This is a genomic window from Anaerovibrio slackiae, from assembly GCF_009695585.1.
Taxonomy (GTDB): domain Bacteria; phylum Bacillota; class Negativicutes; order Selenomonadales; family Selenomonadaceae; genus Anaerovibrio; species Anaerovibrio slackiae.
Window position 1 is genome coordinate 81,101 of the sequence record NZ_VUNR01000008.1, and the last position, 15,373, is coordinate 96,473.

Here is a 15,373-nt window from a genome sequence, read left to right on the forward strand (position 1 = left end):
CCTGTTGACATATTACCAGGTTGCTAACGTTAACTTTATAGATATATTATAGCACCAAATGGGCGTTATTCAATGAAATTAGCTATTTGGGATATTTTCTTCCATTAGGCAGGATTTTTATGATTTATGTAGAAGTATTCAACCGGATAGTAGATGGATAAAAAAGGTGGGATATGATATGTCGGATAATATGCCTGAAAATGAGGGACAAAGGCGTGGCTGGTTACTTACTCTTAATCCGCGTTATTTTGGAAAAGGATATAACAGGTGGTGCAATGGAACAAAGGATGGTTCTGTATATAGGCAGGATTGGAGATGCAGTAACACGCATCCCCAGTTGGGAGATGATGTGTTTGTTATGCGGACGGGTAAGCAACCGCGTGGCATTGTGGCACATGGCTATGTATGCAGGGAGCCTTTTTATGACAAGGCTGGTGAAAGTCGTATAGATGTGGAGTTTGACCGTATTCAGGATTTTGATTCGGGCTATGATTTTTTGCCGCAGAATAAGTTAAAAATGGAGTTTCCACAGCAGGATTGGAGTCCTAAAGCTTCTGGTATAGAAATTAGGCAGGAGGTTTTGGGCAAATTGCGTGAGCAGTGGCAGGCTATGCTGGATAATGAATTCTGGCCTCCTGAGGCTGAATATAATCCTGGCATTTCTTCGGAGGAATATGCGGATATTTTCAGGACTCTTGAAGCCAACAAGCTTGATACGTTGTATTATTTATACAAAATGGGTGGAATAGGCTCCTGCAAGCAATTGGAAGAAAAATATGGCAATACGGCAAGCCATTATAATAGCAATGCAATTCGTATCTGCAAGGTGGTGCAGTATGAGACTGGTTGTGATCTGTATGCGCGTCAAAGAAAAAGAAAGAACGGGGAGCTGGCGTATTGGCCGATTTTATTTCAGGGCAGGGATGCCATGGAGAATGAATCTGGGAAATTTGTATATAAATTGAGGCAGTCTGTAAGGGATGCGATAATTTTGTTGGATAAGGAAAATTTTTTTGAGGAGATTAAAATTATGAACCAGTCTGAATATGATAAGAATATAATTCTTTACGGCCCTCCGGGAACAGGTAAGACATATAAAACGGCAGCTTATGCTGTAGCGATTTGTGATGGCGAAGCTGTAGAAGATTTGGCGAATTATGATGATGTGATGAAGCGATATAATGAGCTGAAAGCGGAAGGCAGGGTAGAATTTATTACCTTCCATCAGTCCTATGGCTATGAGGACTTTATTGAGGGGATTAGGCCGGTGATGGATGAAGGGGGCAATGAGCTTTCTTACAAGGTTGTGCCAGGAATTTTTAAGCGATTTTGCAGTGAAGCGTCCAAGAGCGAAGTAGCGGCAAATAACTTCGGAATAGCAAAGGATGCTTCCGTATGGAAAGCCACTATTCGGGACAATGTTTTGCAGGATTGCTATGAGAATAATTATGTGCGCATTGACTGGGAGATGGATGCGCAGTACGCTTCAGGCTTTGTGAATGATATAAATATAGGTGATATAATCCTTACAACAGATAAATCTAGAACTTATATACATGGCATAGCTGTAGTCACCAGTGAGGCATATAAAAAGGAGGGCGTTGACGAAGATACCACTACTAGAAATGTTGAATGGCTTGTCAAAGGATTGCATGAGGATATAACGTCTATCAATGCAGGAAAAGTGCTGCACAGGATGACCTGTGCCCGTGTGCCTAATGTCAAGGTAAAAGACCTGATTGATATGGCTAAAGATAGAAATAGCGGGCTTTCTGATGTAGTGGCAAAGGATAATACCAAGCCCTATGTATTTATTATTGACGAAATTAACAGGGGAAATATTTCCAAGATTTTCGGTGAATTGATAACCCTGCTGGAAGATACGAAACGGGCAGGCATGAAGGAGGCTTTATCGGTTTCCCTGCCATATTCAGACGAATCGTTTAGTGTACCTGCCAATGTCTATATTGTGGGCACTATGAACACGGCAGACCGTTCTATAGCTATGATGGATACTGCCCTGCGGAGAAGGTTCAGGTTTATAGAAATGCTGCCTGAACCAAAGATATTGGAGGGTATTAAGGTGGGGAACATCGACATACCTGCCGTTTTGAAAACCATCAATAAGCGGATAACCTATTTGTTTGATCGGGAACACACCATAGGTCATGCTTTCTTTACGGGCTTGCGCGGTGATAATGCCACTATAGAGAATTTTGGGCGGATATTTGAAAAATCAATTATACCGTTACTGCAGGAATATTTTTATGAGGATTATCACAAAATACAGCTGGTGCTTGGGGATAATGCAAAAAGCTCGGATAAGTATAAGTTTATCATAGCAGATGAATTAAAAAAGGATGATAATGTATTTCGGGGCAATGTAGATGATTTGGATATACCTGATAAAATTTATCGTATCAATAAAAATGCTTTTTCAAATGAAAATAGCTATTTAGAGATTATAGAAGCGGTGGAATAATGAATAATCTGTTTGAGGTAAGGGAATTTGATATCATCGCAAGCAGTGCAGAACGTAAGGATGATACAAGTTACAGATATTTGCCGCCAGCGCAGTTTGCCAAGTTGGTGCGATTTGTGCAGAATTTTTCAGGCGAAGAAGATAGCAGTGATGTATTGAATTTTTTGCAGCTGGGATATAGCCGTCATGTTGGGCAGATTGTCAGGGTTAAAAATTATGTGGGGCTGATTCAGGTTGATAATACTTTGCAGTTGCAGGTTTATCCAAAGATTAGCTTTGGAGATGGGGACGATACGGGCTACCGGTGCACGAAAAAAATATTCATGAAGATGCTTTGCAGCATGAAAGATTTTCCCAGCAAGGTATTTAGCAGTGCCTCTTTGAAGGTGGAGCGCATGAGTATTTTTGAGCTATTTATCAGCATGTATATACATGATGTGCGCCAGCTGGTCAGGTATGGCATAAAATCCGGCTATGTGGCAGAGGAAGGAAATCTCTGCTATTACAAGGGAAAGCTGAAGGTGAGCCAGCACATAAAAGAAAATATCGCCCATAAGGAAAGATTTTATCTTGCCTACGATGAATTTTGCCCGGATTGTGCCGAGAATGCCCTGTTAAAGGCAACCCTGCAATTATTGCAGAAAATAACCACCAGTGCAGAAAATGCCAGGGAAATCAGGCAGCTGCTGTTGCACTTTGAAATGGTGCATGCATCGGTGAATTACGCAGGTGATTTTGCCAAGGCCGTGATAACGAGAGCAAATAAACATTATCAGGGCCTTCTGCAATGGTCGGCATTCTTTTTGTATGGCAGAAGCTTTACTGTATTTGCCGGTGGAGATATAGCAAGAGCGTTGCTTTTTCCCATGGAAACTGTCTATGAACGTTATGTGGCAAATAAGATAAGAAAGGCAATGGGGGATGGCTGGAAGGTTACAGCTCAGGAAGCCTCATGCTGGTTGTTTGAAGCTCCACAGAAATTTGCCTTGCGTCCTGATATTATCCTGAAAAAGAGATCTGGCTGTCCGCAAACTATAGTTATGGACACCAAGTGGAAGCATTTGAGTAGTGATGCAGGAAGCAGTTATGGTATCTCCCAGTCAGATATGTATCAGATGTATGCTTATTCAAAGAAGTTTGATGCTTCGGATATATGGCTCTTATATCCTATGACAGATGAGTTCAGAGCTGGTAATGATCTGGATATTAAGTTTGATAGTGGTGACGGCACGGTAGTGCATGTGTATTTTGTGGATGTGGCTAAGATAGAAAACAGCTTGAGCAGATTGAGGGAAAGGCTGGAGACTAGGGGCTAGTGCAACATATCTTACGATTTTTGGTCTTTTTGCGCAATAATGTTACAAAATTTCAAAATTTGCGCCGGGGGTATTGGCAAAATGCTCAAAAAGTTGCATAATAAAAATGCCGACATTATTTGGTCTGAGGGTGATTTGCATGGAGTACAGGCTGGTGCACAACTGCATAAAGGTCAGGGATCTGGCCAGGTCACTGGATTTTTATGCAAGGGCACTGCACCTTCATGAGAAGCGGCGTGTGCAGTGCGGTCCGGTGACACTGGTGTATCTGGGGGATGAGGCAGGCTCGGAGCATGAGCTGGAGCTGAATTATCGCCCAGGGGCTGATGGTGGCCATGAATCGGGAGCAGGTTCTGCTGCTGCCTTCGGTGATACCGGCAATGCCGGTTCTACTCATTTTGCCTTCGTGGCCGATGATTATGAGTCGGCTCTGGCAGAGCACAGGGCTATGGGCTGTGTGCTGCTGGAAAATGAAGCAAATAATATTTATTTTATCAAGGACCCGGATGGCTACATTATAGAAATCATGCCAAAGGGACATTTTTCCATGACAGAGAGGGGAAAGTTTGATGAGGATTAACGAGGAAAAGTTAAAAGGGATTATTGAGGAGCTGACTCTGGACAAGGAACAGCTGAATGAGATTGCCAGTGCACTGCGCTTTGACATGGAGCTGGCGCTCAGGGGCGAGGAAGCAAGCATGCCAATGCTTTGCTCCTACATCGGTATGCCAAACGGTCAGGAAAAAGGTGAGTTCCTGGCACTTGATTTCGGCGGCACCAACCTTCGTGCCGAGCTGGTGAGCCTCAAGGGTGATTGCCAGTATGAGATTGTCAAGATGGTGGCAAAGCCATTGGTGACGGAGGAATATAACCTGATTAACGGCTCCGCTTCCGCCGAGCAGGTATTTGACTTTATTGCTGACATGTTTGCCGAGCTTCTGGCTGGTGCTGAGAAAAAGACCTACTATCTCGGTCATACCTTCTCTTTCCCTTCCAAGCAGACCGATATTTACAATGCCCGCCTGATTGTCTGGACCAAGGAGTTTGCGATTCCTGGCGTTGAGGGTGAGATTGTCAATGACCTTTTGCAGGCTGCCCTCAACAGGAAGGGACTGGAAAATGTCAAGGTTGTGGCTGTTATCAATGACACCGTGGCAGAGCTGCTGACTGCTGGTTATCAGTATCCTGATACCCAGATTGGCTGCATCTACGCTACCGGCAGCAACAATTGCTACATGGAGCGCACTTCTGCTGCTGACCGTCCAGCCGCTATCATCAACATGGAGTCCGGCAGCTTTAACAAGCTGGTGCCGAGCCAGTGGGACAACCAGCTGGATGCAGAGTCCGAGCGTCCTGGCAACCAGCGCCTTGAGAAGATGGTTTCCGGCCGTTACATGGGCGAGCTCCTGAGCCTTACCGTGCAGGCAGTGATGGACTTGCCTGAGCGTCCTGATTTCAACGCCATCGACATGTCCGGCATTATGTCCGATACCTCTGCTACTGCCGCTGATGCCGCCAAGGTTATCAGCGCCAAGATTGGTGAGCTGCAGCCGGGTGAGGCAGCATATATCCGCGACCTGACCGAGACTATTGCCATCCGCTCCGCCCGCATCGTGGCAGCCTGCTTCGCAGGTATCCTGTGGCATCTGTCCGGCTCCGGCAAGATTGCTGAGCAGCACATTGCTATCGATGGCTCCGTATATGAGCACATGCCTCATATCAAGGAAAGCCTGAACAAGGGCCTGTCCGAGCTTCTGGGGGAGGAGGCAGCTGCTGTTACTCCTATGCTTCTGAAGGACGGCTCCGGCCTGGGTGCAGCCATCGCGGCAGCTGTAGCCAGCAAGGATTTGTAAGAGTTCGCAATTAATTGCAAGTAACTACAATTAGCTATAATTAGCTATAATTAGCTATAATTAGCTATAGTTAGCTATAGTTAGCTGAAAGTTTCTGCCCATAGGCACAAGCCATCGGTTTTGCCTGTGGGCAGTTTTTATGCAAAAACTCACTTCTATACAATATGTAAGAAAATGAATTAATACAGCAATGATGCCCCAATCAATAAGCAAAAATTGGCGTTAATTTGTTGCCGCCAAAAAACATAAATTTATACTAGTATAAAATAATTTTATAGCTTTAAGGGGTTGCCAAAATTTATATTTATGACTATAATCTAATGCAGAATTGAGAAATGCGCTATTATAGTCAAGAATTGTTATAGGAGTGTTGTGAAAAATGGGTAAGAGACCGCATGTTGTTATTATCGGTGCAGGTTTTGGCGGCGTAGCTGCAGCAAAGAAGCTGGCTAAGAAAAATGTTGATGTTACCATTATTGATAGGACAAACTATCATCTGTTCCAGCCATTGCTTTATCAGGTATCAACATCTGTGCTGTCCACGGATGATATTTCTTATCCAATCAGGGCAATGTTCCGTGATTACAAGAATGTGGAGCTGTTCATGGCAAAGGCTCAGGAGATTGACGGCAAGCGCAAGGTGGTAATCACCAACCATGGCGAGGTGGCGTATGACTACCTGATCGTAGCAGCCGGTGCTACCAACAACTTCTTCGGCATGGAGAATGTGGAGAAGTACGCTTACGGCATGAAGTCCATTCCTGAGGCACTGCACATCAGAAACCATGTACTGCACATGTTCGAGCGTGCCAACAAGCAGATTGATAACGAGGAAGTACGTCGCAAGATGCTGACCTTTATCTGCGTAGGCGGCGGCCCTACCGGTGTTGAGGAAGCCGGTGCTATTGCGGAGCTGGTTGCGATTCAGAGAAAGGAATATCCTAACCTGAATTTTGACGAGGTAAGCATCAAGCTCATCGAGGGTACTGACAAGGTGCTGCCTATGATGCCGCCGAAGCTGATCAAGCACACCATTGATGTGCTTGAGTCCAAGGGCGTTGAGGTTATGCTGAATACCCAGGTGGCCGACTGCGATGCTGACGGCCTCTATCTGAAGGACGGCAGGTACATTCCAAGCCGTACCGTTATCTGGGCAGCCGGTGTCAAGGCCAACAAGGTTGCTTCCACCATCGGTACCGAGTGCGACAGGGCAGGCCGTGTGGTAGTAGAGCCTACCTTGCAGGTGCCTGGCTATCCTGAGATTTTCGCCATCGGTGACAATGCCCATTTCATGACCGAGAGCGGCAGGCCGCTGGCTACTGTAGCTCCTGTTGCTATGCAGGAGGCATGGTGTGCAGTAGAAAATATTCTGTCCCTGATCAATGGCAGCAGCAGCCTGAAGAAGTTTGAGTATGTTGACCACGGTGCCATGGCTACCATTGGCCGCTGCCAGGCTGTAGTAAACTGGGGCTTTCTGAAGATTGGCGGCTTTGTGGCATGGGTTATCTGGATGTTCCTGCATCTCCTGCGTCTTGAGGGAGCTCATGCGGATATTACCGTTGGTACCAAGTGGTTCTGGAACTTTGTATCCGGCACACGCCTGGGCCGTATCATCACCAACATCAAGCTGGAGGATGAGGACGAAAATATGGATGCCGCCAAGGCATAAATATGGCTATCAGGGTGTAAATGTGATATTATAGTGGGGTGTGCAGTTGCACATCCCATTTATTTTGCAGGAGTTTAGTATAATTGGTATTGTCCCGGCATATGGGTGCCGGGCTGAGCGTTGTTTTTTAGGAGCGAGGATTTTGAGGAAGTATTTAGGTTTTGCGGCAGGTATCATGGTGGCTGCTGCTTTGTCATGCAGCCAGTCAGCGGGGATGCCCCTGGCCATGCCGGAGGCTATGGCAGCCGGTGTGACCATGGCTGACTCAAAGGATTTGGCAAAGACCATCAGGTTTGAGGATAATGAGGAGATAAAGGTGGATGTCAAGGAAGCGGCGGAAGGCAAGGATGATATAGCTGCCAGGGAAATTCCGGGGTATCTTCGGAAGGTGCGGCTTTCCTGGGAGCCGGTGCCGGGGGCTGTCAGCTATCAGGTAGCGATTATGCGTGCCAACAAGAATATCCCGGAGAATGTGGTATCCGTCAAGCGGGGTATTTTTACCAATGGCTATGAGCTGGATACATCCGTTATGCGCGCCGCCAAGGATTATTACTGGAAGGTCTGCCCTCTGGATGCTTCCGGCCACTATATCAAGCTGTACAGCGACCTGAAGCCACTGACGGAGCAGGAGCTGAACCCGGTTGCCCCTAAGCCGACGACGGAGTTCGAGTCTATGGCTTATGCTCCCCTGTACCCTGTGTTTTCCTGGGTGCCGGTGACAGGAGCCAAGTATTATGATGTTCGTGTCTATCGGGATGATGGCAACGGGGAAAAGCCGGAGCTCATCAGGGAGCTGACCACGGAGGGCTCGGTGCTGTATGAGGATGCCGGCTATACATGGCCGGGACGGTACTACTGGCAGGTCAGGAGCCGCAACGAGCTGGGCAACAGGGTAAGTGAATGGTCGGAGCCCAGCTATTATCAGGTGGAGGCAGCAGCCAAGGTGGCTGCCATCGGGGACAGCATCACCCACGGTGGCGGTGCTGTGTCCACCCCTCCCGGCTATGTGATGTATAACTGGGAGACCTATTCCCAGGTGCCGGTAAAGAACCTGGGCTACAGCGGTGATACGGTGGCTGCCATGGCGGCGCGGTTTGACAGCGATGTGCTGCCCTTTAAGCCGAAAATCCTGGTGATTATGGGGGGCGTCAATGATTTCCGTTCCGGCGGCAGGGCGGAGGAGATTATTCCTTACCTGCGGCAGATTGGCGATAAGTGCCGTGCCCATGGCATTATTCCTGTCTACGCCACGGCAACGCCGATAAATCCGCATTTTATTGCCAACTGGCATTATATTACGGCTCCTGCCGCAGACTGGAAAAACGAGCAGGTGAAGCTGAATCAGTGGATTATGCAGCAGCAGTATGCGGTGGATGTTGCCAGCGGCATGACCGACTGCTACGGACTTTTGATGGATGAGGCCACCACGGATGGACTGCATCCTGATGTGCTGGGCAAAAAAATGATTGGGGAAGCCATCAGCAATTATCTGCTGAAAACCTTTCCCGGCAAGAATCTGCTGGCAAAATAAATAAAATTTATTAAAATATAAAAAGATATAATGATTGCATAATAAAAAGCTCTGCGTGAATGTCGCTAAACGGCGTTCATGCAGAGCTTTACTTTTGTTCATGATTTTGAAGCATTAAAATTAATTTGGCGATAATACACGGTGATAACATGTCAGGCTTCTGCCGGGACAGCCATGTACTCAGGTTCTGCCACGGTGATATGGCAACGGGCGGCGGTGAGGTTTATCAGATTCGTGCGGATTTTTTCCACATCCTGCGGCTCGATCAGAAGCTTGACTGTTACTTTGTCCAGATATTCGGCAGGAGCGGCCCGGAGGCCTTCGCTGCGTATCCAGTTTTCCACTGTTCCCAGCATGGTATAATCCAGCTCCGCTGCCATGAGGCAGACAGGCTTGATTTCCACCTGTGGTGTGGCTTCCAGGCCCAGGGTGGCGATGTGGCTGTAGGCCCTGATCAGTCCGCCGGCCCCCAGCTTGATGCCGCCGAAGTATCTGGTGACTACTACCACGATATTGGTGAGGCCGTGCTGCTTGATGGCTTCCAGGATAGGGTTGCCGGCAGTTCCCCCGGGTTCGCCGTCATCATTGGATTTCTGCTGGCTGCTGTCGGCTCCCAGCACCCAGGCGGAGCAGTTGTGCCGGGCATCAAAATGCTTTTTCTTGATGGCTGCCACGAACTCCCTGGCCTGTTCCTCTGTTGCGGCAGGGGCGGTATAGGCATAAAATTTTGATTTTTGGATTTCGTAGGCGGCGGTGCCTTTTTCGGAGATGGTTCTGTAAGCTTGCATGGCATGGCTCCTTTGTTTCAGGAATATTTGGCGGCTTGCCCTGGGACACTGGCACTTTGTCAGGAATTTTCCGGCAGGGTGAGGCGGCTGCGGAGGGAGCTGGTTTCCGGGGCGGTAAAGAGGCAGTCCGGAGCCTTCCTGAGCATGGTTTCCCGCAGCTGCCTGCTCTGCTCCTCATGGGTTTCTGCCTTGATGTTGGCAGGGTCGGCTGCAGTGCGCAGTGCCCTGATGGTCTCCAGCTGGGCATTGGCATAGCTCTGGGTCTTGTGCAGCAGCAGGGTGGTCAGGTCATAGTTGGTATCGTCCAGGCTGATGGGCGGCGGCAGCTTTTGGAGGCTCTCGTCAGCCTGCTGTGCCTGATGCTCCAGCAGCGTCAGCCTTGTGTACACCGTGTTAATGCTGATGTTGTCGTTGTGGTAGTCGCTGACAATGGCCTGGCACTGGGCCCAGTTGTAGTCCAGCACATCCAGCTGCTTCTTGTAGTCGGTGTACCAGCCGTCAAAAATCTGCTGCTGGGCAGTGATGTGGCGGATGGCGGACTCGTCGGCAGGCGCATCCCCGGCAGGTGACAGCAGCACCGAGCGGGCTATGGCAAAAATGGACAGTGCCAGAGTCAGGCAAAAACCATAAAATACTTTTTTATTTGGCAAATTGCGGTATAATACTAGGAGTAGAAGAAGACAGGTTAATACCGCGGCAATAAAGACAATAGCCATTGTAATATCCTTTCTTTTTGCATATTGGCATATACGGGATGATATGCCGGCGCATATTTATTATGCTGCTGCATAATCCTATGCTTCCATTTTATCATTATTTTTATTAAAACACTATATTATTTTTGGAGGAGTGATTGCTTTGAGCAAGGGAATGCTGTCCAAGACGGCCTGGCGGCTGATGAAGTCATATTGGAAATCCAAGGAAAAATGGCGGGCGAGAGGGCTTCTGGCGGGGGTGATTGCCCTGAGCCTGGGGCAGGTCTATATGCTGGTTATGCTCAACCAGTGGAATAATGTTTTTTATAACGCTTTGCAGGAGCGCGATTTTGAGGTGTTCTGGCCCCTCATAGGGCAGTTCAGCCTGATAGCCTTCGGCTATATCATTATGGCGGTATATGCTATCTATGTGAAGCAGATACTGGAAATCAAGTGGCGTACATGGATGACCAGCAGGTATCTTGATGAGTGGATGCACAGCCAGACCTATTACAGGCTGCAGGTTCTGGGGGGCGATGGCGTGGATAACCCTGACCAGCGTATCTCGGATGATATAGGCATGTTTGTCAATCTTACCTTGTCCTTGTTTATCGGGCTTTTGAAGCAGGTGTCAACGCTGGTGGCTTTTGTGGTTATTCTGTGGCAGCTTTCGGGGGCGCTGGATATTCCTGTGGGGGATACGGTGCTGTCGGTGCCGGGGTATATGGTGTTTGTTACCCTGATTTATTCGGTGGTGGGCACATGGCTGGCCCACAAGGTGGGACGCAGCCTTATCGGCTTGAATTATGACCAGCAGAGGTATGAAGCGGATTTCCGTTTCAGCATGGTGCGTGTCCGTGAGAACAGTGAAAGCATTGCCTTTTATGGCGGCGAAGGGCCTGAGATGCAGAATTTTCAGGAAAGGTTCGGCATGGTCATCCGCAATTTCTGGGCGTTAATGAAAAGAACCAAGCTCTTGAATTTTTATGTCAACGGCTATGCCCAGCTGGCTGTCATCGTGCCGATCCTCATGAGCGCCCCGAAGTATTTTTCCGGGGATATGCAGCTGGGGGGATTTATCCAGACGCTGAGTGCTTTTGGCAGGGTTCAGGATGCCCTCAGCTACTTTGTAGAGGCTTATGATACCATCGCTCAGTATGTGGCTGTTATCCGCCGACTGGGGGGGTTTACCGGCCACATGGAGGCTGCGGAAAACATGCAGGCTTCCTTCGGCTTTGACAGCCGTGACGATATAAATGGGCTGGTGCTGCAGGATGTGCAGGTGGAGCTGCCTGATGGCAGGAGATTGTTTGAGGGGCTTTCCCTGGCGGTGCCGGCCGGCAAATACCTTCTTGTTTCCGGCAATTCCGGCTGTGGCAAGAGCACCCTGCTGAGAGCTTTGGCAGGCATCTGGCCTTATGGCTGCGGCAATGTTTCCCTGCCGTCGGGCTGGCGCAGCATGTTTCTGCCCCAGAGGCCGTATCTGCCCCTGGGCAGCCTGCGCCGGGCTATTTATTATCCGCAGCCTGTGCCGGAAAATGAGTCTGCGGATCTCAGGGAGCTTTTGGAGCGGTTTGGCATAGGCAGGCTTGCGGACAGGCTGGATGAGGTGGATGACTGGAGCCGCATCCTGTCCCTGGGAGAGCAGCAGAGGCTTGCCTTTATCCGCATTCTTCTGTTCAGGCCGGATATAGTATTTTTGGATGAGTCCACCTCGGCCATGGACGAGCAGCGGGAGGCGGAAGCATACGATATCCTGAAGGAGCTGCTGCCGGAGATGGCGGTGATCAGCGTGGGACACCGCTCCACCCTCTTTAAGAAGCACGACAAGAGATTGCAGCTGACGGGCAGCGGCTGGCAACTGTCACCTTTGGCGGAGCAGCTGGCAAGGTGATTATAGGTATTTTGAAGATGTGAAGGGAGATGCAGGCCATGTCGGTATTTCGGGGCAGAACCCCCTGGACGGAGGAAAAGAAGAAACAGCCGCCGCTGTTTTCCAACGGGGAAAAGGCAGGCATGGCATTGTGCCTTGCCATGCTGCTCTTTGCCATTTCGGACGGCGATGTGCCGTTGGCATTTTTTTCCCTGTCCTTTCTGGTCTATGAGGGATATAACGTAGTCAGCAAGGTGGGGGGAGAGAGGTTTCATGCTTTGGCATCATTTTTGCTGGGGCTGGGCATTGCCCTCTTTGCCGGTTCCATCGTGATGGCATTTTTTTGAGGCGTGAAGCCGGTTGCTTTCCCGGACGTTTTATGTTTTCCTGCTGTTTGGCTGATTTTTGGACAAATGATATAATTGATTTTTACTAAATTTCAAATTTTCCGCAGTGCAGAAAATAACAAAAAAAATCCTGTTTTTTTTTACCTCAAAAGCAGGATTTTTTTGTTTTATCTTGAAGTATAAATATAAGTAATTTACATTTGCTTTCTAGCTGTTTTGAAAGAATATTTGCTTGAAAAGAAAATGGCAATAAGGATAGAGGGGACAGCTAGTCAAAGTTTTTTTAGTTAGGATACAGGGGTGATTATTTATGAGTAAAACAAAGTGTTTGGCAATGATTCTTGCAGGCGGCCAGGGCAGCCGTCTTGGTGCCTTGACGAAGAACATTGCAAAACCGGCAGTTCCTTTCGGCGGCAAGTACAGGATTATTGACTTCCCGCTTTCAAACTGCGCCAATTCCGGCATCGATACAGTAGGCGTTCTGACACAGTATCGCCCGCTGGAGCTGCATACCTATCTGGGTACAGGCAATGCCTGGGACCTGGATAAGTCCACCGGCGGCGTGTTCATCCTGCCACCGTATGCCAGGGATAAGGGAGCTGACTGGTACAAGGGTACAGCGGATGCCATCTATCAGAATCTGAATTTCATTGATATGATGGATCCTGACTATGTGCTGATTCTTTCCGGCGACCATATCTACACCATGGATTACTCCAAGATGCTGGATGTGCATCGTGCCAACAAGGCTGATGCTACCATCGGCGTGTTTGAGGTTCCTTGGGATGAGGCACCGCGCTTCGGCATCATGAATACCGATTCCGTGGATGGCCGCATCATCGAGTTCGAGGAGAAGCCACCTCAGCCAAAGAGCAACCTGGCTTCCATGGGTATCTATATCTTCAACCGCGAGTTCCTTAGCAGGTATCTGAAGGACGATGCGGCGAAGGAAAATTCCGAGCACGACTTCGGCAAGAATATCATTCCTGCCATGCTGAACGATAATGCCCGTCTCTATTCCTATGCCTTCGAGGGGTATTGGAAGGATGTAGGAACCATTGAGAGCTTGTGGCAGGCAAACATGGACCTTCTGGCTGATGAGCCGCCGTTCTCCTTTAACAGTGCCTGGACCATTTATTCTTCCAATCCATCCCTGCCGCCTCACTATGTAGGTCCTGAGGCCAGGGTTCACAATTCCATGCTGAATGAGGGCTCCCAGATCCTGGGCGAGGTTGACCACTCCGTGCTGTTCTCCGGCGTAAAGATTGGCAAGGGGGCCAAGGTAACCAACTCCGTAATTATGCCGTTTACCAAGGTAGAGGAAAATGCCGTCATTGACCATGCCATCGTAGCACAGAACTGCGTAATTTCTGCCGGTGCAGCTGTCACCGGTGAGGAGGGCGCTATCGCCGTTGTGCCTGAGGGCGAGGTCGTAGAGGCTGCGGAGGAAGGCCAGCAGGTAAGCTGAGCTGTCCTGGGCGATTTACTGAATTTTGATAAAGAACGGAGTGATTCCTTTGAGTAATATTATGGGTATTATAAAGTTGGACGGTGCCAACTCCATGCTGAAGGAGCTGTGTGAACGCCGCCCTGTTGCGTCCCTGCCTATTGCAGGCCGCTATCGCGTGATTGATTTTGCCGTGTCCAACATGGTAAATTCCGGTGTTGGCAATGTAGGCGTACTGCTTTCTGCCAAGGCACGCTCTGTATTTGACCATCTCCGCTCAGGTAAGGACTGGGATCTGGCACGTCATAGAGGCGGTCTTTCCTATCTGCCTTCCGACCCTTATGACGGACAGCCGGTAACTGGTGACCTGTCCGGCCTCTATCACAATATGGACTATATCCAGCACACCTCTGCCGAGTATATCCTGGTAGCCCAGGCTGACAGCGTGTACAATATTGACTTCCGCTCTGTGCTGCTTTTCCATCAGAATACCGGCGCAGACATCACTATGGTATATTCCAAGGCAAAGACCGATATTCCTGGTGATGCCGCAGTAATGAAGGTTACTGACAGCGGCAGGGTAACGGATATTGCCAAGTCCATGACCGCTACCCAGGGGGCTAACGATTTCCTGGGCATCTATCTCATGTCAAAGGATACCTTCATCAAGGTTGTGTCCAATGGCTTTGAGCGGGGCGGTACGGATTTCCTGCTGGATGGCATCATCCGCCACATGGACGAGTACAGCATCTTTGCCTGCGAGCACAAGGGATATGTTGCCAGAATCAATTCCACCATGGCATACTTCAATGCCAACAAGGATATGCTGAATCCTGAAATCTGGGCTGAGATGTTCATGGGAGCCAACCTCATCCATACCAAGACCAAGGATGCTGCCCCTGTTCAGTACAAGGATACCTCCAGGGTGGTCAACTGCCTGGTTGCCAACGGCTGTGAAATCCGCGGCGAGGTAGAGAACAGTATCCTGTTCCGTGATGTAAAGGTTGGCGAGGGTGTCAAGATTAAGGACTGCATTATCATGGAGAAATGCGTTATCGAGGACAACGCTATGCTCCGCAATGTGATCTGTGACAAGAATGTAACAGTAACCAAGGATCAGTGGCTGAAGGGCGCTGAGAATTATCCTCTGATTGTTGCAAAGGGCACCAAGATTTAATTGTTGCAAAATTAAGATTAGATGGTGAAGCAAGGCCGCTGCAGGAAGCATGGAGGAATTCAGGTTCATGCTTTTTGTGGCGGCTTTTTTACTCTTTGATGGTGTGTATGGGAGTGTGTAGCTGGGTATTGCCAGATATAGCTGGGGATGGCAGGACAGTTCTGCAAGAGGCTCAGTCATGTCAGATAAATTGTC

Annotated in this window: 12 protein-coding genes; 10 read left to right on the forward strand and 2 right to left on the reverse strand. The window is 48.8% G+C overall.

The window, feature by feature from the left end; genetic code table 11:
- Nucleotides 1-358 precede the first annotated feature (358 nt).
- From FYJ84_RS14640 to FYJ84_RS05930, 6 genes are all read left to right on the forward strand, one after another.
- Entirely contained in the window at nt 359-2,482 is a 2,124-nt protein-coding gene (locus tag FYJ84_RS14640; protein ID WP_235901369.1) for an AAA family ATPase, read from the forward strand.
- On the forward strand, nt 2,482-3,798 hold the full coding sequence (locus FYJ84_RS05910) for an McrC family protein (RefSeq protein ID WP_154406668.1): 1,317 nt from the start codon (nt 2,482-2,484) through the stop codon (nt 3,796-3,798). Before FYJ84_RS14640 ends, FYJ84_RS05910 begins: the two co-directional genes overlap by 1 nt.
- A gap of 106 nt (nt 3,799-3,904) precedes the next feature.
- Nucleotides 3,905-4,378 (forward strand): VOC family protein, encoded by a 474-nt coding sequence (locus tag FYJ84_RS05915; RefSeq protein ID WP_205764117.1) that lies wholly within the window; start codon nt 3,905-3,907, stop codon nt 4,376-4,378.
- Nucleotides 4,368-5,651: a hexokinase family protein gene (locus tag FYJ84_RS05920; RefSeq protein ID WP_154406670.1), complete on the forward strand. Its 1,284-nt coding sequence runs from the start codon at nt 4,368-4,370 to the stop codon at nt 5,649-5,651. Before FYJ84_RS05915 ends, FYJ84_RS05920 begins: the two co-directional genes overlap by 11 nt.
- A 379-nt stretch (nt 5,652-6,030) precedes the next feature.
- Entirely contained in the window at nt 6,031-7,320 is a 1,290-nt protein-coding gene (locus FYJ84_RS05925; RefSeq protein ID WP_154406671.1) for an NAD(P)/FAD-dependent oxidoreductase, read from the forward strand.
- A 142-nt stretch (nt 7,321-7,462) separates the two neighbouring features.
- Entirely contained in the window at nt 7,463-8,851 is a 1,389-nt protein-coding gene (locus FYJ84_RS05930; protein WP_154406672.1) for a GDSL-type esterase/lipase family protein, read from the forward strand.
- A gap of 152 nt (nt 8,852-9,003) precedes the next feature.
- On the opposite strand, the gene FYJ84_RS05935 is transcribed toward FYJ84_RS05930, so the two are convergent.
- Nucleotides 9,004-9,639, reverse strand: coding sequence for a YigZ family protein (locus tag FYJ84_RS05935; protein WP_154406673.1), 636 nt, complete (start codon nt 9,637-9,639; stop codon nt 9,004-9,006).
- Between the two features lie 59 nt (nt 9,640-9,698).
- The gene (locus FYJ84_RS05940; RefSeq protein ID WP_154406674.1) at nt 9,699-10,289 is read right to left on the reverse strand and encodes a hypothetical protein; all 591 of its coding nucleotides are present in this window, start codon (nt 10,287-10,289) and stop codon (nt 9,699-9,701) included.
- Nucleotides 10,290-10,509: 220 nt separating this feature from the next.
- Between FYJ84_RS05940 and FYJ84_RS05945 the strand changes: the two genes are divergently transcribed.
- The 4 genes from FYJ84_RS05945 (at nt 10,510) to glgD (ending at nt 15,178) form a co-directional block, all read left to right on the forward strand.
- The gene (locus tag FYJ84_RS05945; RefSeq protein WP_154406691.1) at nt 10,510-12,228 is read left to right on the forward strand and encodes an ABC transporter ATP-binding protein/permease; all 1,719 of its coding nucleotides are present in this window, start codon (nt 10,510-10,512) and stop codon (nt 12,226-12,228) included.
- Nucleotides 12,229-12,266: 38 nt separating this feature from the next.
- A complete protein-coding gene (locus FYJ84_RS05950) occupies nt 12,267-12,554 on the forward strand; it encodes a hypothetical protein (RefSeq protein ID WP_154406675.1) in 288 nt (95 codons plus the stop codon).
- 310 nt (nt 12,555-12,864) lie between these two features.
- Nucleotides 12,865-14,022, forward strand: coding sequence for a glucose-1-phosphate adenylyltransferase (locus tag FYJ84_RS05955; RefSeq protein ID WP_154406676.1), 1,158 nt, complete (start codon nt 12,865-12,867; stop codon nt 14,020-14,022).
- A 49-nt stretch (nt 14,023-14,071) separates the two neighbouring features.
- Nucleotides 14,072-15,178 carry a glucose-1-phosphate adenylyltransferase subunit GlgD gene (glgD, locus tag FYJ84_RS05960; protein WP_154406677.1) on the forward strand — a complete coding sequence of 369 codons (1,107 nt, stop codon included), beginning with the start codon at nt 14,072-14,074 and terminating at the stop codon, nt 15,176-15,178.
- The last annotated feature ends 195 nt before the right edge of the window (nt 15,179-15,373 follow it).

Excerpts from the sequence above, each read along its gene's own strand:
- FYJ84_RS05950 (WP_154406675.1), top strand. The coding sequence starts at position 12,267 with ATGTCGGTATTTCGGGGCAGAACCCCCTGGACGGAGGAAAAGAAGAAA.
- FYJ84_RS05915 (WP_205764117.1), top strand. The coding sequence starts at position 3,905 with ATGCCGACATTATTTGGTCTGAGGGTGATTTGCATGGAGTACAGGCTG.
- FYJ84_RS05955 (WP_154406676.1), top strand. The coding sequence starts at position 12,865 with ATGAGTAAAACAAAGTGTTTGGCAATGATTCTTGCAGGCGGCCAGGGC.
- FYJ84_RS05935 (WP_154406673.1), bottom strand. The coding sequence starts at position 9,639 with ATGCAAGCTTACAGAACCATCTCCGAAAAAGGCACCGCCGCCTACGAA.
- FYJ84_RS05945 (WP_154406691.1), top strand. The coding sequence starts at position 10,510 with ATGCTGTCCAAGACGGCCTGGCGGCTGATGAAGTCATATTGGAAATCC.
- FYJ84_RS14640 (WP_235901369.1), top strand. The coding sequence starts at position 359 with ATGCGGACGGGTAAGCAACCGCGTGGCATTGTGGCACATGGCTATGTA.
- FYJ84_RS05925 (WP_154406671.1), top strand. The coding sequence starts at position 6,031 with ATGGGTAAGAGACCGCATGTTGTTATTATCGGTGCAGGTTTTGGCGGC.
- FYJ84_RS05920 (WP_154406670.1), top strand. The coding sequence starts at position 4,368 with ATGAGGATTAACGAGGAAAAGTTAAAAGGGATTATTGAGGAGCTGACT.
- FYJ84_RS05910 (WP_154406668.1), top strand. The coding sequence starts at position 2,482 with ATGAATAATCTGTTTGAGGTAAGGGAATTTGATATCATCGCAAGCAGT.